Genomic DNA, 18,499 nt, shown 5'->3' with positions numbered 1-18,499 from the left:
CGGCACAAAAAGCCGGGTTAAGCCTTCGCCTCCAGGGCGATCATCTTGTGGCTTTCCTCCGCGGCAAGCATTTCGGTGCCATAGGCCTTCAGGAACATGTCGACGCCCGACCTGACGATATGGTCGATTTCGTCCTGGTTCGGAGCCTTGGCGCGATAGGCGAAGATGCACTGCCGGAAAAGACCGGCCAGGCAGAGTTCTGTGAACTGATAGGCGGCAAGGTCGACATCGTCGATCTTGAGCAGGCCACGGTCGATGGCGGCCTTGAGGAAGGTCACGACCTTGTCGTGGCCGCGTTTGGGGCCGCGTTCGTAAAACCGCGCGCCCATGTCGGGTATCCTGTCGGAGGCGCCGATCACCGTGCGCTGGGCCTGGATGACCTTGGCCGAGGTGATCTTCATGGACAGGACCTTGCCGAATTTCACCAGCGTCTCGCGCAGGTCGTCGGCACGGTCGAGCACGTCATACATGTTCTTGAAGATCGTGCCGCGCTCTTCCTCGATCAGCGCCTCGAAGAGCTCTTCCTTGTTGGCGAAGTAGACATAGATGGTGCCTTTCGAAACGCCGGCTTCCCGCGTGATGTCGTTCATCGAGGCCGCCTCAAAGCCCTTGTCGATAAAGACCCGGCGGGCGCCATCGATGATCTGGCTGCGCTTGACCGGATCCTGTCCGGCTGCCGGGCGGCCGCGGCGCAAGCCGTCCAGCAGGTCGCCGCAATTGTCGTTTTCGACGTCGGGCGTTGTGTCGGCCATTAAAGTCGCACCTCAAAAATAATTCGAACCAAGCGGTTCGATTGCCTCTTGATATGGTCCTCTTTAGGCGCTATGTCAACGGCCGGATCGAACCGAACGGTTCAGTATTATAACTTAGAGAGATGTCATGTCCTCGAACGCGCCGTCCACCGCCGAAGTCCGTCCCTTCCCCAACGCCAAGGTCGCCCCGGCGACGGAAGCACCGGAAGTTCCCGTCCACCCAGTCGCCGCGCCGCCTCTGGCGGAAACTCCGGCGAAGAAGAAGCGTTCCGTGCGCTCTTTCCTGCTGCCGATCATCGGCGTCGCCCTGCTCGGCGCCGGCGCCTGGTACGGCTACGATTACTGGACCACCGGCCGTTTCATGATTTCGACCGACGACGCCTATGTCCAGGCCGACATGGCTTTCATTTCGCCCAAGATCTCCGGCTATGTCGATCAGGTCAAGGTCAGCGAGAACCAGCAGGTCAAGGCCGGCGATCCCCTGCTGACGGTCGATGACGGTGATTACAAAATAGCGGTCGCCCAGGCCGAGGCGCAGATCGCCACGCTGGCCAGGACGCTCGATCGCATCGATGCGCAGACCAAGGCGGCGCAGGCCTCCTTGCAGCAGGCGCAGGCCGCCAAGACCGCCGACCAGGCCGCGGCGGCCAATGCCGCGCGCGCCCAGCAGCGCGCCGCGCAACTGCTCAAGACCCATGTCGGTACGCAGGCGCAACTCGACGACGCCCAGACGGCGCTCGACCAGGCCAACGCCGCTCTCGTCGGCGCCGACGCACAGATCGCCGCAGCACAGGCCAATATCGGCGTGCTGGAGGCGCAGCGTGCTGAATCGGCAAGCACGCTGGCATCCTTGCAGCTCAGCCGCGACAAGGCCGCGCGCGACCTTTCCTTCACGGTGCTCAAGGCGCCCTATGACGGCGTCGTCGGCAACCGTTCCGTCGAGCAGGGCGACCTCGTGAGCCCCGGCCAGAAGCTCGCCGTCATCGTTCCGATGAACAAGCTCTACATCGTCGCCAACTTCAAGGAGACCCAGCTTGCCCGGCTGGTGCCCGGCGAAAAGGTCAGGATTTCGGTCGATGCCATCGACGGCGAGCCCATCGAGGGCACTGTTTCCTCGCTGGCGCCGGCCTCGGGTGCCGTGTTCTCGCTGCTGCCGCCGGAAAATGCCACCGGCAATTTCACCAAAGTGGTGCAGCGCGTCCCGGTCCGCATCGACGTGCCGGCCGATGCGCTGAAGAGCGGCAGACTGCGCGCCGGCTTAAGCGTCGTTGTCGCCGTCGACAGCCGCACCGCGCCGGCCGCGATCAACTGAGCGCGCTCCGGGGAGCAACGCCATGGCCACCGCAACCCTGACCGCAGGAGCGCCGCCGGCGAGGCCGGCTGTGCCTGACACCATCTCGACGCGGCGCGTCATAGCCTTCCTGGCGATGGTGTTCGGCATGTTCATGGCCATCCTGGACATCCAGATCGTCTCGGCCTCGCTGGCCGAGATCCAGGCTGGCCTGAGCGCCAGTTCCGACGAGATCCCTTGGGTGCAGACGGCCTATCTGATCGCCGAGGTGGTCATGATCCCCCTGTCCGGCTTTCTCAGCCGGATGCTGTCGACGCGTGTTCTGTTCACAATTTCGGCGGCGGGTTTTACCGCTGCAAGCGCGCTCGCCGCGACCGCCACCAACATCGACCAGATGATCGTTTACCGCGCCATCCAGGGTTTTATCGGCGGCGGCATGATCCCCAGCGTCTTTGCGGCCGCCTTCACCATCTTCCCGCCGTCGCGCCGTGCCGTCGTGTCGCCGATGATCGGCCTGGTGGCCACCCTGGCGCCCACCATCGGTCCGACCGTCGGCGGCTATATCAGCCACGCAATGTCCTGGCACTGGCTGTTCCTCGTCAATGTCGTGCCCGGCATTCTGGTGACGACGGCGGCCTGGTCGCTGATCGACTTCGACAAGCCCAACCTGAAGCTGTTCTCGAAGTTCGACTGGTGGGGCCTTGCCGGCATGGCGGCGTTCCTCGGCTGCATGGAATATGTGCTCGAGGAAGGCCCGAACAATGATTGGCTGCAAGATCAGGCGGTGTTCATCTGCGCCGTCGTCATGACCTTCGGCGCGGTGCTGTTCTTCTGGCGGGTGTTCACCGCCGAGGAGCCGATCGTCGATCTCAAGGCGTTCAGCAATATCAACTTCGCCTTCGGCTCGCTGTTCTCCTTCGTCATCGGAATCGGCCTCTACGGTCTCACCTATCTCTACCCCGTGTTCCTCGGACGCATCCGCGGCTACGATTCCATGATGATCGGCGAGGCACTGTTCGTCAGCGGCCTGGCGATGTTCTTCACCGCGCCGGTCTCGGGCATCCTGTCGAACAAGATGGACCCGCGCCTGATGATGATGATCGGCTTCTTCGGCTTCGCCACCGGAACCTGGTGGATGACGCATCTGACCGCCGACTGGGATTTTTACGAGCTGCTCATCCCGCAGATCCTGCGCGGCTGTTCGATGATGCTGTGCATGGTGCCGATCAACAACATCGCGCTCGGCACGCTGCCGCCCGAGCGGCTGAAGAATGCGTCGGGCCTGTTCAACCTGACCCGCAATCTCGGCGGTGCCGTCGGCCTCGCTCTGATCAACACGGTGCTGATCGACCGCAACGCCTTCCACTATGCAAGGCTCTCCGAGCACGTGCAGTGGGGAAGTGCGGCCGCGCAGCAGAAGCTGCAGAACATGACGCTCAATTTCGAGCAGACCGCCGGCCTGGACGCGGCCAGCGCGGCGATCTCGAAATTGTCGGGCATGGTCCAGCAGCAGGCGGCGCTGCTGTCCTTCATGGACGTGTTCTACATGCTGACGGTGCTGTTCGCGACGCTTGGCCTGTTCACCATGATGATCCGCAAACCGGCGGCCGCCGGCGGTGGCGGCGGCGGGCACTGACACCGGGAGAAACGGTTTGCGTTCGGTAATGCGCTGAAAGCAAGGAAACACGGGCAGCCGTTTCGGGAAGCTCCTCCAGTCCACGCCCGAAATGACTGACCGCTAAAAAACTCCGGGTCGCAAACCCGGAGTTTTTTCATATCGCGGCCGCATGGTCTCAGGCTGTGGCGGGCTTGAAGCTCAGCGCCACGCCGTTGATGCAGTGACGCAGCCCGGTCGGCGGCGGGCCGTCGTCGAAGACATGGCCCAGATGGCCGCCGCAGCGGCGGCAGTGGACTTCGGTGCGAGTCATGCCGAGCGACCGGTCCTGCGTCTTGCCGACGGCGTTGGCGATCTCCTGCCAGAAACTCGGCCAGCCGGTGCCGGAATCGAACTTCGTCTCGGAGGAGTAAACCGGCAGGTCGCAGCCGGCGCAGGCGAAGACGCCCTTGCGGTGCTCGTTGAGCAATGGGCTGGTGCCGGGATATTCGGTGCCTTCCTTGCGCAGCACGTCGAAGGCCGCGGGAGACAGGATCGCGCGCCATTCGGCATCGGTCTTGGTGACTTCGAAGGTCTCCGCCGCACGTGCATCCTGCGATCCGCCCATGCGCAGCAGAGATGCCGTGCCGGCGACCACGCCGATGGCGGCGGCGCCGCTCAAGAGAAAGTCGCGACGGTTCATGGCCAATCCTCCTGCTATCTGTTTGCCACATTCAACGCTCGGCTGAAAATCAAAAGCCGTTGAGGGCCGAACGTTACCCGCACCAGCCTCCTGGATGGAGCCACAGTGCGGAGCGGACGCCTGCCGGCGCAACGCGTGTACGAAGTCGCGCACCGGCAGGAGAGCCTTGCTGCCTGTTCGCCGGCAGCGAGCCGTATGTTACATCTTCGGCAAAAGAACCTTGTCGATGACGTGGATGACGCCATTGGACTGCCTGACGTCGGCAATCGTCACATGGGCGACATTGCCGTTCTCGTCCGTGACGGTGACCTTGCCCTTATCGGCCTTGAGCGTCAGCTCGCAGCCGCCGGCGGTCTTGACTACATGCGCGCCGCCATCGGCCTTGGCCATCTTGGCGACGTCGGCGGCCATCGCTTTCGCCGCGATCACATGGCAGGTCAGGACCTTGGTCAGCTTGTCCTTGTTCTCGGGCTTGAGCAGCGTTTCGACCGTGCCGGCCGGAAGTGCTGCAAAGGCCTCGTTGGTGGGAGCGAAGACGGTGAAGGGCCCGGCGCCCTGCAGCGTGTCGACCAGGCCCGCTGCCTTGACGGCAGCGACCAGCGTCGTGTGGTCCTTCGAATTGACGGCGTTCTCGATGATGTTCTTCTTGGCGTACATGGGTGCGCCCCCGACCATCGGATTGGCGGCATAGGCGATGGTGCCGAGCGCTGAGAGGCCGATCGTACCGGCGAGCAAAAGGGTGGCGAATTTACGCATGATGTAAGTCTCCTCGGGTTGTTTTCCCCATCATTGGGAACGCGAGGAGATACGGGCCATGAAAAACTTAGTTTCGCTTTCTATGAAAGAATTCTTTTCTTCCGAATGAGGTCCAGTGATTTCGGTGGATAGGCTGATCCAACCGCGGGAATTTGGTCCGCGGTTATCCATGCAAAAATAGACTTCACTATTTTGAAAGGCGACGGTCCGGGCGGGGAGCCATCAGATGCCCTTCAGGTCGCCTGCCGCGACCACCGGTCCCGTCGGCTGGCCGGTCGGCGAACCGCCTGAAGGCTCGAGGCTGACCGCCAGCACGGCGCCCTGCGCAAGTTTCTGCTGCACGGCCGGCGAAACCGTCACATGCGCAGCCTTCCCGGCCGGGATGACGCCCATCGAAACCGGCGCGTTCTTGCCCACGATCACCCACAGTTCGAAGTCCTTGCCGGAGGCCCGCTCACCGGAAACGTGCGACAGGCCGACTTCATGATGCGCCGCGTCATAGACGACGAGGTATCTGACGTCGCTGCCTTCGGCGGCCAGCGAGGCGACAAGCTGTGGTTGTTGGAGCGGTGGGTTGATGAAAGGCAAGGCGATGTAGATCGCCAGCGCCGCGATCGCGGCGGCGGCAAGGCCGCGCCAGAAGGCAAGGCTCGACCATAGGCCGGCGCGAGGCTGCGAGGCGAACAGCCGGCGATCGATCGCCTCCTTGACCCTGATCGGAGGTTCTGTCCCGGAATAGGCGACGGCCAAGGGCGAAAAATGGGCCTCCCAGGCATTGACAAGCCGAGCGAATGCGGCGTCGCCATCGATGCGGCGGGACGCAATCTGGCGTTCTTCCGCTGTAAGGACGCCAAGAACGTATTCGGCGGCGAACAGGTCGTCGCCTCCACGTTCCGGTCCGTCGTCGTCTACCAGCGTCATCTTTCCAGACACTCTCTGAGCTTCAGCAGGCTGCGCCGCAGCCAGGTTCGCATCGTGTTCAGCGGCACGCCATGGCGCTCCGCCAGTTCGGCATAGCTCTCGCCGTTCAGATAGGCGCCCCGGACAGCCGCTGCCCGGCCCTTCTCCAATTCCTCGAGACAATGGTAGATGCGCTCGGACTCGCCACCTGCCACGGTCATGGCCTCCGGTCCCGGCGCCGGATCGGCCACATCGAGCGCGGCATCGATATAGGCGGCAGGTTCCCGCCGCGCCCTGATACGATCGATCGCATGGTTGCGCGCGATGGCCACCAGCCAGGAAATCGGGCTTAGATCCGAGACGGCGAAACGGTCCGCCTTCGTCCATATCTTGACGAAGACCTCCTGAAGCGCCTCTTCGGCATCTCCCCGGTCCTTCAATACACGAAGGCAGACACCGAAAAGTTTCGCGCTGGTCTGCCGGTACAGCAGATCGAACGAAGCCCGGTCCTTCATCGAAGTCCGGACAATCAGATTGCTGATCTCCTGTGGCGTCATGTCGGCAAATTAGGGGATTGCGATGTATTTGCAACGGCGCAAATTTCCGTGCACCCAAAGCTTTCCGCACCGCGCCGCACTCGTTCATCGCTCGATTGCCAACGGATTGGCCGCTGGTTACCTTGCCTGGATCGGGGGAGCGCGCATGTCGGTCGAACGAGTGCTGTGGGAAGAAGACGCCACCGGCCTTGCCACGTTGGTGCGCAAGGGCGAGGTTTCGCCGGTCGAACTGGTCGACGCGGCGATCGCGCGCGCCGAGGCCAGCCGGCCTGAAATTAATGCCACGGCCGAGACATTCTACGATGCGGCGCGCAACCGGGCGAAGGGCATCGATCGTTCCCTGCCGCTGGCCGGCGTGCCCTTCGCCATCAAGGATCTCGGCATCGCCATCAAGGGCGTGCCGTCACATGGCGGCAGCCGCATCCCCGCCTGGGTGCCCGAGGTCAGTTCGGTGCTGACCGAACGCTATCTCGACGCCGGACTGATACCCATCGTCACCTCGACATCGCCCGAACACGGGCTGCGGCTGATGACCGAATCAAAAGCCTTCGGCATCACCCGCAATCCCTGGAACACCGGCCACACCAGCGGCGGCTCGTCCGGCGGCGCTGCGGCACTGGTCGCCACCGGCGTCGTGCCGGTGGCGCATGCCTCAGATGGCGGCGGCTCGATCCGCGTGCCTTCTGCCTGCACCGGGCTGGTCGGTCTCAAGACCTCGCGCGGCCGCGTCCCGCTGTCGCCATTGGTGAGCGAAAGCTGGTACGGCATGGTGGTCGACCATGCCGTCACCCGCTCGGTGCGCGATTGCGCCCTGCTGCTTGACCTCACCCATGGCCCCGACCCGCTCGCACCCTATGTCGCGCCGCCGCCAAAGGGTGCGTTCGCCGCGGCTGCCGCCCGCGATCCCGGCAAGCTCAAGCTCGCAATGTACCGGAACTCTCCGCTCGGCCTGCCGATTTCGGCCGAGACGCTGAAAGCGCTCGATACCGCGGTGGCGCTCGCCCGCGAGGGCGGCCACAGCGTCGAGGAAATCGATTTGCCCTCCATCGGTCGCGACTTCTTCGCCGATTTCTGCAGAACGGTTGCCTCGGCTGTCGCAGGCATGTTGCGGGCCGAGGCGGTGCGCGTCGGCCGCACCGTCACCGGCGACATCGAGCGCGCGACGCGGGTGCTCGGCCGATTGGGCGAAATGGTCTCGGCCGGCGAGACCTATGCCGGCTTGCAGCGGCTGCATGCCGCCTCGCGGCAACTGATTGCGGAGACGGCGCGTTACGACGCCGTGCTGATGCCTGTTATCGCCCACCCGCCGCTCGCTTGCGGCGCGATGGACCCGAAGGGCGCCGACGAGCTCATCGAGAATATGCTCGACAAGCTTCGCCTCACGGCGCTGCTCAGGATCGAACCGCTGTTCGGCCAGCTGATGGACAAGAGCCTGTGGTTCACCCACTGGCCGGCGATCCAGAATGTCAGCGGCCAGCCATCCATCGCGCTCCCTGTTTACGTCACCGAAGCCGGCCTGCCGCTCGGCGTCCAGGCCGCGGGCCGCCCCGGTGACGAGGAGACGCTTTTGTCCCTGGCCGCGCAGATGGAGAAGATCTCCGGTTGGCTTGGCCGCAGGGCGCCGCTTATGGTGCCTTAAGTGATGACGAGGTCGTGAGCCGCCCGAATATGACAGCAAAGCCGTTTGCGGCCCGCGTCAATTCCCGCTAAGACGCCGCCGTCTTTACCTGATGCATGTCGCCAAAAATGCGCAGCGGTTTTGGGGCAACGACAGGCATGAAATCAAAAGCCAGGGAACCACGCCGATGACGGACATCGCCGCCACCGCCGAAATGCAGGCCGCCCTGCTGTCGCGGGCGCTGCCCTACATGCAGCGCTACGAGAACAAGACGGTGGTGGTGAAATATGGCGGCCACGCCATGGGCGACAGCGAACTCGGCAAAGCCTTCGCGCGCGACATCGCGCTGTTGAAACAGTCCGGCGTCAACCCGATCGTCGTCCATGGCGGCGGGCCGCAGATCGGCGCCATGCTCAACAAGATGGGCATTGAATCCAAATTCGAGGGCGGCCTGCGCGTCACCGACCAGAAGACGGTCGAGATCGTCGAGATGGTGCTGGCGGGCTCTATCAACAAGGAGATCGTCGCACTCATCAACGCCGAGGGCGAATGGGCGATCGGCCTGTGCGGCAAGGACGGCAACATGGTGTTCGCCGAAAAGGCGCGCAAGACCATGATCGACCCGGACTCCAACATCGAGCGCGTGCTCGATCTCGGCTTCGTCGGCGAGCCGGTCGAGGTCGATCGCACGCTGCTCGACCTTTTGGCGCGCTCCGAAATGATCCCGGTGCTGGCGCCGGTGGCGCCCGGCCGCGACGGACACACCTACAACATCAATGCCGATACCTTTGCCGGCGCCATCGCCGGCGCCTGCAAGGCCTCGCGTCTTCTGTTCCTCACCGATGTGCCGGGCGTGCTCGACAAGGACAAGAAGCTGATCGACGAGCTGACGGTCGCCGAGGCCAAGGCGCTGATCAAGGACGGCACGGTGTCGGGCGGCATGATCCCGAAGGTCGAGACCTGCATCGAGGCGATCGAGCGCGGCGTCGAAGGCGTCGTCATCCTCAACGGCAAGACGCCGCATTCGGTGCTGCTTGAACTGTTCACCGAGCACGGCGCCGGCACGCTGATCGTGCCCTGATATTTGTGGGCTGTCGCGCCCGGCGCTAATCCGGCAGAGCGGCGACCGCCACGATCTCGATGACGAGATCGGGATGCGCAAGTGCGGCAACCCCGATTACCTCCGATGGCGGCGGATTGTTGTAGCTGCAGTGCTTTGGGCAGTGCGCGGCGAAGAATTCGTCCATGACGTCCAGCCGGAAATTGGGGGAACTCAGAACGCCGCCGTCCGGAAATGGTCCTTTGACATATTGGGTGATCTTGACGAGATGCTCGAGCGAGCTGCCAAGCTCCTCCAGGTCCGATTTGATGGTCGTCAAAATGGAGCGCCATTGCGTCGCCGCGTCCCCGACGGCGCCACCTTTGCCCGTCGACGGGTCGTAATTTTCGGCCGTGCCCGTATTGCCGGCGAGAAAGACATAGCCCCTGGCGCCGCTGACGACGGTGCCTTTTCCCCAAGGCATCAGCCGGCCCTCTTTCATCTTTTTATGCGTGACAAGCTGCATCGCTTCCTCCTGCCGGACACCTCCGCTTCCAGGAAGTAGCGCGCAGCCTGGTAACGGCCAGCGTGAAAAAGTCAGGCGCGGTGCGAATGCATGGCCGCGAGCACGGCAGGTTTCCATGCCGTCCGTTCGAACACCATCGATTGCTCTTCCGCGTCTGTGGCGCGCTCCGGAAATCGGCCATCTTTCATCCGGCCATCGCGCGTCAGAAATCCCCAGACTCGCGGACCAGAGTCGCCGTCCATCTGCGTATACCAGCGCATGGAGAACGAGCTTCATGGCGGGACCTCTTCATGGGCCGGCGCCATCACCGCCGCAGATGTCCGAGCGGCACGTGGCCGGGTCCCTTGATGTTCTGCAGCACGAGCTGCGTGTGGACGTCGCGCACACCGTCAAGCCGCATCAGCCGGTGCATGACGAAGGCGTTGAGTTCGTCGACCGACGGCACCATGACATGCAGCAGGAAGTCGTGGTCGCCGGTCATCGTCCAGCAGGATGATACCTCGTCCATGCGCTGGACCGCGGCGATGAAACTCTCGGGCGAACCGTCGCTGTGGCTGACCAGCCGCACCTGGATGAACACCTCGACCGTCAGGCCGACGGCACGGCGGCTGAGCACGGCGGCAAAGCCCTTGATGATGCCGGCCTCCTGCAGCGCCTCGAAGCGCCGCGCGCAAGGTGTCGTCGACAGGCCGATCTCCTGCGCCAGTTCGGAGACCGGCTTGCGTCCGTCGCGCTGGAGGATATCGAGCATCTTGATCTCGAAATCGTCGAATTGAGGCATTTTCACTCCGCTATGGCATATTCCGAGTGGATGTTATCCAAAAATCCTCATTCCGGCCATCACCAAAACCGATTTGCCTCCGCAAGTCCGGTTAACTTCGGGCGCATCCGGAATTCAAGATTGGCGAGGAGAAAACCATGACGACAATGAGCGTTGCCGAATATGCCCGGGACTGCGCGGCTCAAGGGTTGCGCGGCGACTACTCGGTCTGCCGTGCCGATTTCACCGTGGCGCAAGGCTATGACTACAGCGCCGAGGAACAGGCGGTGTGGCGCACGCTGTGCGACCGCCAGACGAAACTGACACGCAAGCTCGCCCACCATTCCTATCTCGACGGCGTCGACAAGCTCGGCCTGCTCGACCGCATCCCGGACTTCGACGAAGTCAGTGCCAAGTTGCGCAAGCTGACTGGCTGGGAGATCGTCGCCGTGCCAGGGCTCATCCCGGCCGGGCCCTTCTTCGACCATCTCGCCAGCCGCCGTTTCCCCGTCACCAACTGGCTGCGGACGCAGCAGGAGCTCGACTACATCGTCGAACCCGACATGTTCCATGATTTCTTCGGCCATGTGCCGGTGCTGTCGCAGCCGGTCTTCGCCGACTTCATGCAGATGTATGGCCAGAAGGCCGGCGACATCATCGCGCTCGGCGGCGACGAAATGATCAGCCGGCTCTACTGGTACACGGCCGAATACGGCCTCATGCAGGAAAGTGGTCAGCCGCTGAAGGCCTTCGGCGCCGGTCTGATGTCATCCTTCACGGAGTTGCAGTTCGCGGTCGAAAGCAAGGATGCGCACCATGCGTCTTTCGACCTGGAAACGGTGATGCGCACGGGCTACGAAATCGACAAGTTCCAGCGCGTCTATTTCGTGCTGCCGTCCTTCGACGCGCTGCGCGACACATTCCAGACCGCCGATTTCGGGGCGATCGTCGCTCGCCGCATGGGCGAGCCCGCACTCGACCCGGCGACTGTGTAGCCGGATTTGGATGGGCAGGGGCGAGCGAAACCTCGCCCTTCCTATAGTGCGGCATAGATGTTGCGGTTGAACTTCGTCTCCATCACCACATGCGATGCCGTTTTGACGATGCCGCTGATTTCATTCAGCGCATTCACTTCCCGGTTCAGCTTCTCGAGCGTCTCGGCCGCGACATGGATGATCAGGTCCCACTCGCCGGTTATGGCGTAGACCGCCTGGATCGAAGGCATAGCCTTGATCTTTCTGGATACGTCTGGGTAGCTCTTGTTGTTCAGGGCGGCGAAGGTGAAACAGTGGACGGAATTCTGAGCCGCCTCCTTGGTCAGCCGCACCGCGTAGCCTTCGATGACCCCGCCCGCCTCGAGCTTTTGTATGCGCTCCTGCAAGGCAGTCCGGGATACGCCGAGCTGACGCGCCAGTGATGCGACCGGCTCACGCGCGTTCTTCTGCATCAGCGCGAGCAACTGGCGATCTTTTTCGGTCAATTCCACAATCAATCCTCTCCTTCGATCCGCCCTGGAACCCGTCCAATCGCTCGGCGCGATCCTATCGGCTGAACCACCGCTGCGACAATCCTCAGGAACCGCCGGTGCAGGCTGCGCAAGGCGCAAATATCCGGCATTTTGCCGCCTCACGGCACGTAATGACTGCATGGCTGCCATTATCCGGCATTTCGCCGGGTGGAACCCTGCTTTTCGCGACCTGAGTGTCAACTGTCACAAACGCCAGTCCATGAGGGGGAACAGCTTCGGCTGCGATGGACGCAAATCGACACCGAGCCGCGTTGGACTTGCATCCGCAAGCCGAACGCCACGGTACGCCGCGGAGACGTCGCGGACGAGGCCGATCGAAACAACCACTGGTGCCCGACGCAGGTACCGTCATTTCAGCTGCATCCATAAGGGAGGATAACTTTGAAGAAACTGCTCGATTTCGCCATTCTTGCCGTCGCGACATTCGCGATCACGACGGCGGCCATGGCCGGAGAAACTTTGGATCGCGTCACGTCGAAGAAGGCGATGGTCGTCGCCACCAACGCCGCCTGGCCGCCGCAAAGCTTTCTCAATGACAGCAACGAGCTCGCCGGCTTCGACATCGATGTCTCGCGCGAGATCGGCAAACGGCTGGGGGTCGAGGTCTCGTTCGAGACGCCCGACTGGGCGACCCTGACCGGCGGCCGCTGGCAAGGGCGCTACGACCTCGGCGTCGGCTCGGTCACGCCGACCAAGGCCCGTTCCAAGGTGATCGATTTTGTCGGCATCTATTACTACAGCCCCTATGTCTACGTCGTGCACAAGGACAGCACCGCGAAGTCGGTCGCCGATCTCAACGGCAAGGTGATCGGCGTCGAGACGGCCACCACCTCGGAGGATTTCATCCGCCGCAAGCTTGAGATCGACGCGCCCGGCCTGCCTCCCGTCGAATACAAGCTGGAGCCCGGCGAGATCCGCACCTTCGCCGATTCCATGCTTCCCTTCGATGACCTGCGGCTTGGCGACGGCGTTCGCCTGAATGCCGTGATCGCGCCGGAGCAGACGGCGCAGAACGCCATCAAGAACGGCTATCCCGTGAAGATCCTCGAAGGGGAATATGCCTTCCGGGAACCGCTCGTGGTCATCGCCGAGAAGAACGATCCCGAGTGGACCGCAAAGGTTTCGGGCATCATCGCCGAGCTGAAGAAGGACGGCACGCTCGCCGCGCTGACCACGAAATGGTACGGCAAGGACTACAGCGCCAAATGACGTTGGATTGCCCGCCGGCCGCCGCTCGGCGACCGGCGGGCATCACGTGTCAGATGCCGGAGCGGTGCAGCGTTTGAAACAATCGCCACCCCTCTCTAAACCTTTGTTCTTGCGCAATTCCCCAGGGAAAAGCGCTACGCGCTTTTCCTGACGAGCGGGATGCAGTTGAAAGTCGCCGATGGCCTATCCGGACACCTACTACGCCCGCACCATGATCGACCGGAAGATCAGGCCCCCGCTCCGCGGCGAGGCGCACTGTGACGTGGCCGTCGTCGGCGGAGGACTGGCCGGCCTGACCACGGCGTTGCAGCTGTCGCGTTCCGGGCTGCGCGTCGCTGTGCTGGAGGCCCAGGTCGTCGGTTTCGGCGCCTCCGGCCGCAATGGCGGCTTCGTCACGCCTGGCTTCGCCACCGGCGGCGACACCATTGCCGCGCGCGTCGGCAAGGAGGCCGCGCGGCAACTGCACCGGCTGTCGATCGAGGGCGTCGAATTCGTGCGTCACACCATCGAGGCGCTCGACATATCGGCCGCCACGCCGCGCGACGGGCTGGTCAGCGTCCTGCGCTACGACGATGGCGACGCGCTCAAGGCCTATGCCGACCAGACGGCGCGCGACCACGGATACAAGCTTCAATATCTGCGCAGAGAAGACGTCCGTTCGGTGCTTAAATCGGCTCGCTACTATCAGGGCCTGCGCGACCCGAAAGCCTTTCACATCCATCCGCTTAATTATCTGCGTTCCGTGGCCGATGAGATCGAGCGGCTTGGCGGCAGCATCCATGAGAGCTCCGAAGTCGTGCAATGTGATCTGTCGGGGCCGCAAAAGATGCTGCGCACGCGAGAGGGCACGCTTCGGGCAACTCGCGTCGTGCTGGCTACCGGCGGCTACACCGGCCCGGTATTCACCCAGCTCCACCGCGCCTTTCTGCCCATCGCGACCTATGTGATGGTTTCCGAGCCGGCGCCGCGCCTGATCGCGCAAGCCGTTGCGACCACGGACGCGGTCGGCGACAACCGGCGGGCCGGCGACTACTATCGGCTGGTCGATGGCGGCAATCGCCTTTTGTGGGGCGGGCGCATCACCACGCGCGCCGCTTCTGCCTACGCGCTGGCGCGCGAATTGCGCCGCGAGATGGTCGGTACCTATCCGCAGCTTGCGGACCTCAAGACCGAACTGGCCTGGTCCGGATTGATGTCCTATGCCCGTCACCTGATGCCCCAGATCGGTGAATTGCAGCCGGGCGTCTGGTATTGCACGGCTTTCGGCGGCCATGGTCTCAACACCACGGCCATCGCCGGAAAAATCGTTGCGGAAGGCATTCTGGGCGTTTCGGACCGGTACCGGCAGTTCGCGCCATTCGGATTGAACTGGGCCGGCGGCGCCGCCGGCCTGGCGGCCGCGCAGCTCACCTACTGGAAATTGCAGGCGCAGGACTGGTGGCGAGAACGTCATGCCGCCACGAAAGACAAGGTGACGGCATGATCGGCAGGCTGATGCTCTTCTATCCGGGGATCACCCGCCGCGCAGCGGCGGCGCTCGTGCTGGCGCTGTTGGCCGCCGGCCTTTACGCGATGGGCATCAAGTCAAGCTGGATCGGCTCGGTGATTCCAGTTGCATCCGGCTGGCTGCAGGCCAACCCTGCCCTGTCGCGCGCGCTTTCCGCAGTGCTGATCGCGCTCATTGTGCTGGTGAATTGCAAGCTGCTGCTGCTTTTGCCCCGACGGCAGCAGATCGTCGGCGTCTGGATCGAACTGTTCGTACTCCTGATGCTGTTCTTCTATTCCTTCGACCTGTCGCTTGCCTTCATCGCCAGGAAGATCGGCTTCCTGATCACCCAGGGCGTCACCACCACGCTCTACATTTCGGCGATCTCGATCCTGATCGCGACAGCCATCGCACTTGTCGGCGCGATCGCCAAACTGACCGGAAACGGCATTGTGTACGGGCTGGCCACTTTCTACACCTCGTTGTTCCGCGGCCTTCCTTTGCTGATGCAGGTCTACATCATCTATCTCGGCCTGCCGCAGGTCGGTTACGTGATCGGCGCGGTGCCGGCCGGCATTCTGGCGTTGTCGCTGTGTTATGGCGCCTACATGACCGAGATCTTCCGCGCCGGCATCGAAAGCATTCCGCGCGGGCAGAGCGAGGGCGCCACTGCGCTTGGACTGAGCCCCGGCCAGACCATGGCGCTGGTTATCCTGCCGCAGGCCATGCGCGTCATCATCCCGCCGACCGGCAACCAGTTCATCGCCATGCTGAAGGACTCGTCCCTCGTGTCGGTCGTCGGCGTCTGGGAGATCATGTATCTCGCCCGCACCATGGGCCAGACGGAGTTCCGCCATATCGAGATGCTGATCACCGCCTCGATGATCTACTGGATCCTGTCGATCACGCTGGAGTTCGGCCAGGCCTATCTCGAACGGCGTTTCGGCCGGTCGGAGCGGCGGGCGTAGGAGCAATACCAGGAAAACTGCTCACGGTTTTCCGTCCAGAATAGCGTGAGACAAAGAGTTGGGAGTTCGGCGATCCCTCAAGCGCTGAAGCGCTCGCTGGCTGCCGCCGTGGTGCTGGTGCGCATCGCCATAAACGGCTTTTAAGCCGCTCCGGCGCCATCATGTGACGCGGCTTTGCCGGGATGAGATGATTTAGTGGGGACTGCGGAACCCTCAGGCGGCGACCACCTTGCCGAGATGCTCGCCGAGCCGGCAGGCCAACGCCGTGATCGTCGTCGTCGGGTTGCATTGGCCCGAGGTACAGAACACCGAGGAGCCGCCGACATATAGATTGTCCATGCCGTGCACCTTGCAATTGGCATCCACGACGCTCGTGGCGACATCGGTGCCCATGCGCGTGCCTCCCATGTGGTGGTGGCCGGCCGTCTCTTCGTCCGTCGGGTAGTCGCCGCCATTCGAAATCCAGTCGGCTATACGCACCCGGCCCAGATTCTTCTGGGCTAGCGTCGTCCCGAAAAGCCTCAGCCCTTCGAGCAGCGTGCGGCGTTCCAGGTCCGATTTCTTCCAGTGCAGCTCGATGCGCGGCACGCCGGCGTGGTCGACCACGGTCTTCGACAGCTCGACCCGGTTCGAGGCCAGCGGCGCCTGCTCCCAGGCGACATAGAGCTGGGCCGCGCAGCGCAGGTTCTGGTTGAGCCTGCCCGATAGCCACTCCGCCATGTTGGGCGCCGTACAGGCGAGATCCGCGATCAGGTCCTTGACGCCGGGATAAGGCGTCTCGATCAGCCTGATGCCGAAATTCATGATCCGCAGCCGCTCCATCGCGGCCGGCATCGGCGAGAAGAAGGCCTCGTTCACCGCATCGACCTCGAATGCGCCATAGTCGGCCAGGATGGCGTTGCCGCCCTGGAAGGTCGGGTGTTCCATCCAGTAGCGGCCAAGTGCCGTCGCGTTCGGCACGACGCCGCCATTGGAGCGCTGGTTCGACCACAAAAGCAGCCGCGAATTCTCCAGCCCGCCGGTACAGACGATGAAGTAGTCGGCGCTGAAGAAGCCGGCATCCTGCCCCTGCGACCGCAGCCTGGCGCCGGTCACGCGTCTGCCGTCGCCGGCAAGCTCGGTGGCACAGGTGTTGAGCACGACAGCGATGTTCCTGCTCTTGTCGAGCTCGTCGGCGTATTTTTCAGCGAAGCGCACCGCACCGCTCTTGATCAGCTGCACCCAGCGGATGTCGTCCGAGATCGGCGCGTCCGGCCGGAAATCCGGCAGTTCCAGGATTTCGCGCACTTCGCGCAGATAGGGTTCGATGTCACTGCGCCGGATCGGCCAGCCCGTGTCCGGCACCCACGCCTTCGGCTCGAAATCCTGTTTGTCGAGCACGCGGCACCAGCCGGCCCAGTGGTTCGAGCTGCCGCCCATGAACCGCAGCCGGGTGATATCGAGATCGAAATAGAAATCGCCGACCGTGGTGCCGCGGTAGAAATCCTGCGAGGTGTCGCTGAACTCCCTGCCGCCGGCCTCCAGCACCACGACCGGTATGCCGGCGGCGCCGAGCTTTCTGGCGATCGTGGTGCCGGCCGGGCCGGAGCCGAGAACGCAGACCCTGGGCGTGAAATTCGCGGCGCGAAACGCCTCATAACTGTCGAAGATCATGCCAGGTCGCTCCGCTTCAGGATCCAGCCATTGACCTCGACGATCTCATCGGGGGCGGCTTCGGAAGAACCCGCATCGGGCAATTTGCGGAACAGCGACAGGGCAGGCACCGCGATCAGCGTCTGCATGATCATTCGGCGCGATATCTTCTTGATAAGGAAACTCATGACAGGTCTCTCGACGGGGTCTCTATCCAGGCATGTTCCCTGAACATCCAGGCATGTTCCCTGAACGGCACATGCTTCATCATCGAAGCCAGAAGCGTGCCAAAACTGGTTGCAAGCCGGAACAATGCGCAGCCGAGTGCAAACAGGGTTAGAGACTCCTTAACAAGCCGATATGCTGGATCAGCCCGTTCAGGCCGCCTCGGAGATGTCGGTGTCGAGGATCACCAGGTTGCGTCCCCGATGTTTGGCCTGGTAGAGGCGCCGGTCGGCGGCCCGCATCAGCTCCGACACGCTGGCGCTTTCGTCGCAGAGGGTTCCGCCGATGCTGACGGTCAGCGGAATGGTCCGCTCGTCCACGGGCCGGAAGCGGATCAGCTCGACCTCGCGGCGGATGTGCTCGGCGACGCGCTTGGCTTCCCGTTCCGTGGCTCCGACCAGCAATGCGCCGAACTCCTCGCCGCCGATGCGGCCGAGGACGTCGCCGTCGCGCACCCCGCGCTTGATGGCGCTGGCGATCAGGAGCAGCGCGTCGTCGCCGGTCAGATGGCCGAAGCTGTCATTGATCATCTTGAAATGGTCGGCATCGATGATCAGCAAGGCGCCGCGATCGGGCTTGTGCCGGGAGCCGTTGAGCACGGCAAAGAAGCTTTCCCGGTTGAGCATGCCCGTCATGTCGTCGCGGCTGGCCTTTTCCGCCAGCCGGCGATGCGCTGCGGCAAGCTGGGCGTGCGTGCGGGCAAGGTCGCGATGCGCCGACTTCAGCCTGTCGCTGTGCCAGAACGTGCTTGCGCAGGCCGCCCATGCAAGAACCAGCGGACACAATGTCGAGGTCAGCCAGATCATGCGGTTGACCGGGAATCCCATGGCGGGGACGATGATCAGGGTCAGAAGGAGCGAAACCGCGACGGAGACGAAAGCAATGGTGGCGGACTTCAGAATTATACTGCTCATCGCTGGCTCCCACTGGACCGCCTCTGTGCCAGCAAGCCCTG

Annotated in this window: 20 protein-coding genes; 8 read left to right on the top strand and 12 right to left on the bottom strand. The window is 63.3% G+C overall.

The window, feature by feature from the left end; genetic code table 11:
- Positions 1-17: 17 nt before the first annotated feature.
- The gene (locus tag FJ949_RS01080; protein WP_140491491.1) at positions 18-752 is read right to left on the bottom strand and encodes a TetR/AcrR family transcriptional regulator; all 735 of its coding nucleotides are present in this window, start codon (positions 750-752) and stop codon (positions 18-20) included.
- A gap of 127 nt (positions 753-879) precedes the next feature.
- On the opposite strand from FJ949_RS01080, the gene FJ949_RS01075 reads away from it, so the two are divergent.
- A complete protein-coding gene (locus FJ949_RS01075) occupies positions 880-2,064 on the top strand; it encodes an HlyD family secretion protein (protein WP_140491489.1) in 1,185 nt (394 codons plus the stop codon).
- A 22-nt stretch (positions 2,065-2,086) separates the two neighbouring features.
- Complete coding sequence (locus FJ949_RS01070) at positions 2,087-3,679, top strand: DHA2 family efflux MFS transporter permease subunit (protein WP_140491487.1); 1,593 nt, start codon at positions 2,087-2,089, stop codon at positions 3,677-3,679.
- Between the two features lie 157 nt (positions 3,680-3,836).
- Here the strand turns inward: FJ949_RS01070 and msrB are convergent, their stop codons facing one another.
- From msrB to FJ949_RS01050, 4 genes are all read right to left on the bottom strand, one after another.
- Positions 3,837-4,340 (bottom strand): peptide-methionine (R)-S-oxide reductase MsrB, encoded by a 504-nt coding sequence (gene msrB / locus FJ949_RS01065; protein ID WP_140491485.1) that lies wholly within the window; start codon positions 4,338-4,340, stop codon positions 3,837-3,839.
- A gap of 198 nt (positions 4,341-4,538) precedes the next feature.
- On the bottom strand, positions 4,539-5,096 hold the full coding sequence (locus FJ949_RS01060; RefSeq protein ID WP_140491483.1) for a fasciclin domain-containing protein: 558 nt from the start codon (positions 5,094-5,096) through the stop codon (positions 4,539-4,541).
- Positions 5,097-5,318: 222 nt separating this feature from the next.
- A complete protein-coding gene (locus FJ949_RS01055; RefSeq protein WP_140491480.1) occupies positions 5,319-6,017 on the bottom strand; it encodes an anti-sigma factor in 699 nt (232 codons plus the stop codon).
- Positions 6,014-6,553, bottom strand: coding sequence for a sigma-70 family RNA polymerase sigma factor (locus FJ949_RS01050; RefSeq protein ID WP_140491478.1), 540 nt, complete (start codon positions 6,551-6,553; stop codon positions 6,014-6,016). Before FJ949_RS01050 ends, FJ949_RS01055 begins: the two co-directional genes overlap by 4 nt.
- Before the next feature lie 145 nt (positions 6,554-6,698).
- Between FJ949_RS01050 and FJ949_RS01045 the strand changes: the two genes are divergently transcribed.
- On the top strand, positions 6,699-8,192 hold the full coding sequence (locus FJ949_RS01045; RefSeq protein ID WP_140491476.1) for an amidase: 1,494 nt from the start codon (positions 6,699-6,701) through the stop codon (positions 8,190-8,192).
- Positions 8,193-8,358: 166 nt separating this feature from the next.
- Entirely contained in the window at positions 8,359-9,252 is an 894-nt protein-coding gene (gene argB, locus FJ949_RS01040; RefSeq protein ID WP_140491474.1) for an acetylglutamate kinase, read from the top strand.
- 25 nt (positions 9,253-9,277) lie between these two features.
- Here the strand turns inward: argB and FJ949_RS01035 are convergent, their stop codons facing one another.
- The 3 genes from FJ949_RS01035 to FJ949_RS01025 all read right to left on the bottom strand — a co-directional run bounded on the left by FJ949_RS01035 (position 9,278) and on the right by FJ949_RS01025 (position 10,517).
- A complete protein-coding gene (locus FJ949_RS01035; RefSeq protein ID WP_140491473.1) occupies positions 9,278-9,736 on the bottom strand; it encodes a RidA family protein in 459 nt (152 codons plus the stop codon).
- A 71-nt stretch (positions 9,737-9,807) separates the two neighbouring features.
- On the bottom strand, positions 9,808-9,996 hold the full coding sequence (locus FJ949_RS01030) for a hypothetical protein (RefSeq protein ID WP_140491472.1): 189 nt from the start codon (positions 9,994-9,996) through the stop codon (positions 9,808-9,810).
- Between the two features lie 44 nt (positions 9,997-10,040).
- Positions 10,041-10,517 (bottom strand): Lrp/AsnC family transcriptional regulator, encoded by a 477-nt coding sequence (locus FJ949_RS01025; RefSeq protein WP_140491470.1) that lies wholly within the window; start codon positions 10,515-10,517, stop codon positions 10,041-10,043.
- Positions 10,518-10,654: 137 nt separating this feature from the next.
- Between FJ949_RS01025 and phhA the strand changes: the two genes are divergently transcribed.
- A complete protein-coding gene (phhA, locus tag FJ949_RS01020; RefSeq protein WP_140491468.1) occupies positions 10,655-11,491 on the top strand; it encodes a phenylalanine 4-monooxygenase in 837 nt (278 codons plus the stop codon).
- A gap of 41 nt (positions 11,492-11,532) precedes the next feature.
- On the opposite strand, the gene FJ949_RS01015 is transcribed toward phhA, so the two are convergent.
- Entirely contained in the window at positions 11,533-12,153 is a 621-nt protein-coding gene (locus FJ949_RS01015; RefSeq protein WP_224646214.1) for an Lrp/AsnC family transcriptional regulator, read from the bottom strand.
- Between the two features lie 315 nt (positions 12,154-12,468).
- Between FJ949_RS01015 and FJ949_RS01010 the strand changes: the two genes are divergently transcribed.
- The 3 genes from FJ949_RS01010 to FJ949_RS01000 all read left to right on the top strand — a co-directional run bounded on the left by FJ949_RS01010 (position 12,469) and on the right by FJ949_RS01000 (position 15,687).
- Positions 12,469-13,233: a transporter substrate-binding domain-containing protein gene (locus FJ949_RS01010; protein WP_224519058.1), complete on the top strand. Its 765-nt coding sequence runs from the start codon at positions 12,469-12,471 to the stop codon at positions 13,231-13,233.
- 178 nt (positions 13,234-13,411) lie between these two features.
- A complete protein-coding gene (locus FJ949_RS01005; RefSeq protein WP_140491463.1) occupies positions 13,412-14,716 on the top strand; it encodes an FAD-binding oxidoreductase in 1,305 nt (434 codons plus the stop codon).
- The gene (locus FJ949_RS01000) at positions 14,713-15,687 is read left to right on the top strand and encodes an amino acid ABC transporter permease (RefSeq protein ID WP_140491461.1); all 975 of its coding nucleotides are present in this window, start codon (positions 14,713-14,715) and stop codon (positions 15,685-15,687) included. The genes FJ949_RS01005 and FJ949_RS01000 overlap by 4 nt, the downstream gene beginning before the upstream one ends.
- 213 nt (positions 15,688-15,900) lie before the next feature.
- Here FJ949_RS01000 and FJ949_RS00995 read toward each other — a convergent pair whose 3' ends face one another.
- The 3 genes from FJ949_RS00995 to FJ949_RS00990 all read right to left on the bottom strand — a co-directional run bounded on the left by FJ949_RS00995 (position 15,901) and on the right by FJ949_RS00990 (position 18,458).
- Entirely contained in the window at positions 15,901-17,340 is a 1,440-nt protein-coding gene (locus tag FJ949_RS00995; RefSeq protein ID WP_140491459.1) for a GMC family oxidoreductase, read from the bottom strand.
- Positions 17,337-17,507, bottom strand: coding sequence for a hypothetical protein (locus tag FJ949_RS30180; RefSeq protein ID WP_181165184.1), 171 nt, complete (start codon positions 17,505-17,507; stop codon positions 17,337-17,339). The genes FJ949_RS00995 and FJ949_RS30180 overlap by 4 nt, the downstream gene beginning before the upstream one ends.
- Positions 17,508-17,696: 189 nt before the next feature.
- Positions 17,697-18,458 carry a GGDEF domain-containing protein gene (locus FJ949_RS00990; RefSeq protein ID WP_140491457.1) on the bottom strand — a complete coding sequence of 254 codons (762 nt, stop codon included), beginning with the start codon at positions 18,456-18,458 and terminating at the stop codon, positions 17,697-17,699.
- Between the last annotated feature and the right edge of the window lie 41 nt (positions 18,459-18,499).

Origin of the sequence: Mesorhizobium sp. B2-4-1 (genome assembly GCF_006442185.1) — a bacterium.
Taxonomy (GTDB): domain Bacteria; phylum Pseudomonadota; class Alphaproteobacteria; order Rhizobiales; family Rhizobiaceae; genus Mesorhizobium.
This window is presented reverse-complemented; position numbering and strand designations above follow the sequence as displayed.

What these genes read in the sequence shown, in the direction of transcription:
- FJ949_RS01000 (WP_140491461.1), top strand. Translation starts at nt 14,713, where the DNA reads ATGATCGGCAGGCTGATGCTCTTCTATCCGGGGATCACCCGCCGCGCA.
- FJ949_RS00995 (WP_140491459.1), bottom strand. Translation starts at nt 17,340, where the DNA reads ATGATCTTCGACAGTTATGAGGCGTTTCGCGCCGCGAATTTCACGCCC.
- FJ949_RS01050 (WP_140491478.1), bottom strand. Translation starts at nt 6,553, where the DNA reads ATGACGCCACAGGAGATCAGCAATCTGATTGTCCGGACTTCGATGAAG.
- FJ949_RS01045 (WP_140491476.1), top strand. Translation starts at nt 6,699, where the DNA reads ATGTCGGTCGAACGAGTGCTGTGGGAAGAAGACGCCACCGGCCTTGCC.
- FJ949_RS01075 (WP_140491489.1), top strand. Translation starts at nt 880, where the DNA reads ATGTCCTCGAACGCGCCGTCCACCGCCGAAGTCCGTCCCTTCCCCAAC.
- FJ949_RS01005 (WP_140491463.1), top strand. Translation starts at nt 13,412, where the DNA reads ATGGCCTATCCGGACACCTACTACGCCCGCACCATGATCGACCGGAAG.
- FJ949_RS01025 (WP_140491470.1), bottom strand. Translation starts at nt 10,517, where the DNA reads ATGCCTCAATTCGACGATTTCGAGATCAAGATGCTCGATATCCTCCAG.
- FJ949_RS00990 (WP_140491457.1), bottom strand. Translation starts at nt 18,458, where the DNA reads ATGAGCAGTATAATTCTGAAGTCCGCCACCATTGCTTTCGTCTCCGTC.
- FJ949_RS01070 (WP_140491487.1), top strand. Translation starts at nt 2,087, where the DNA reads ATGGCCACCGCAACCCTGACCGCAGGAGCGCCGCCGGCGAGGCCGGCT.
- FJ949_RS01055 (WP_140491480.1), bottom strand. Translation starts at nt 6,017, where the DNA reads ATGACGCTGGTAGACGACGACGGACCGGAACGTGGAGGCGACGACCTG.
- phhA (WP_140491468.1), top strand. Translation starts at nt 10,655, where the DNA reads ATGACGACAATGAGCGTTGCCGAATATGCCCGGGACTGCGCGGCTCAA.
- FJ949_RS01035 (WP_140491473.1), bottom strand. Translation starts at nt 9,736, where the DNA reads ATGCAGCTTGTCACGCATAAAAAGATGAAAGAGGGCCGGCTGATGCCT.
- FJ949_RS01010 (WP_224519058.1), top strand. Translation starts at nt 12,469, where the DNA reads ATGGCCGGAGAAACTTTGGATCGCGTCACGTCGAAGAAGGCGATGGTC.
- FJ949_RS01080 (WP_140491491.1), bottom strand. Translation starts at nt 752, where the DNA reads ATGGCCGACACAACGCCCGACGTCGAAAACGACAATTGCGGCGACCTG.
- argB (WP_140491474.1), top strand. Translation starts at nt 8,359, where the DNA reads ATGACGGACATCGCCGCCACCGCCGAAATGCAGGCCGCCCTGCTGTCG.
- FJ949_RS01060 (WP_140491483.1), bottom strand. Translation starts at nt 5,096, where the DNA reads ATGCGTAAATTCGCCACCCTTTTGCTCGCCGGTACGATCGGCCTCTCA.
- FJ949_RS01030 (WP_140491472.1), bottom strand. Translation starts at nt 9,996, where the DNA reads ATGCGCTGGTATACGCAGATGGACGGCGACTCTGGTCCGCGAGTCTGG.
- msrB (WP_140491485.1), bottom strand. Translation starts at nt 4,340, where the DNA reads ATGAACCGTCGCGACTTTCTCTTGAGCGGCGCCGCCGCCATCGGCGTG.
- FJ949_RS30180 (WP_181165184.1), bottom strand. Translation starts at nt 17,507, where the DNA reads ATGAGTTTCCTTATCAAGAAGATATCGCGCCGAATGATCATGCAGACG.
- FJ949_RS01015 (WP_224646214.1), bottom strand. Translation starts at nt 12,153, where the DNA reads ATGGCAGCCATGCAGTCATTACGTGCCGTGAGGCGGCAAAATGCCGGA.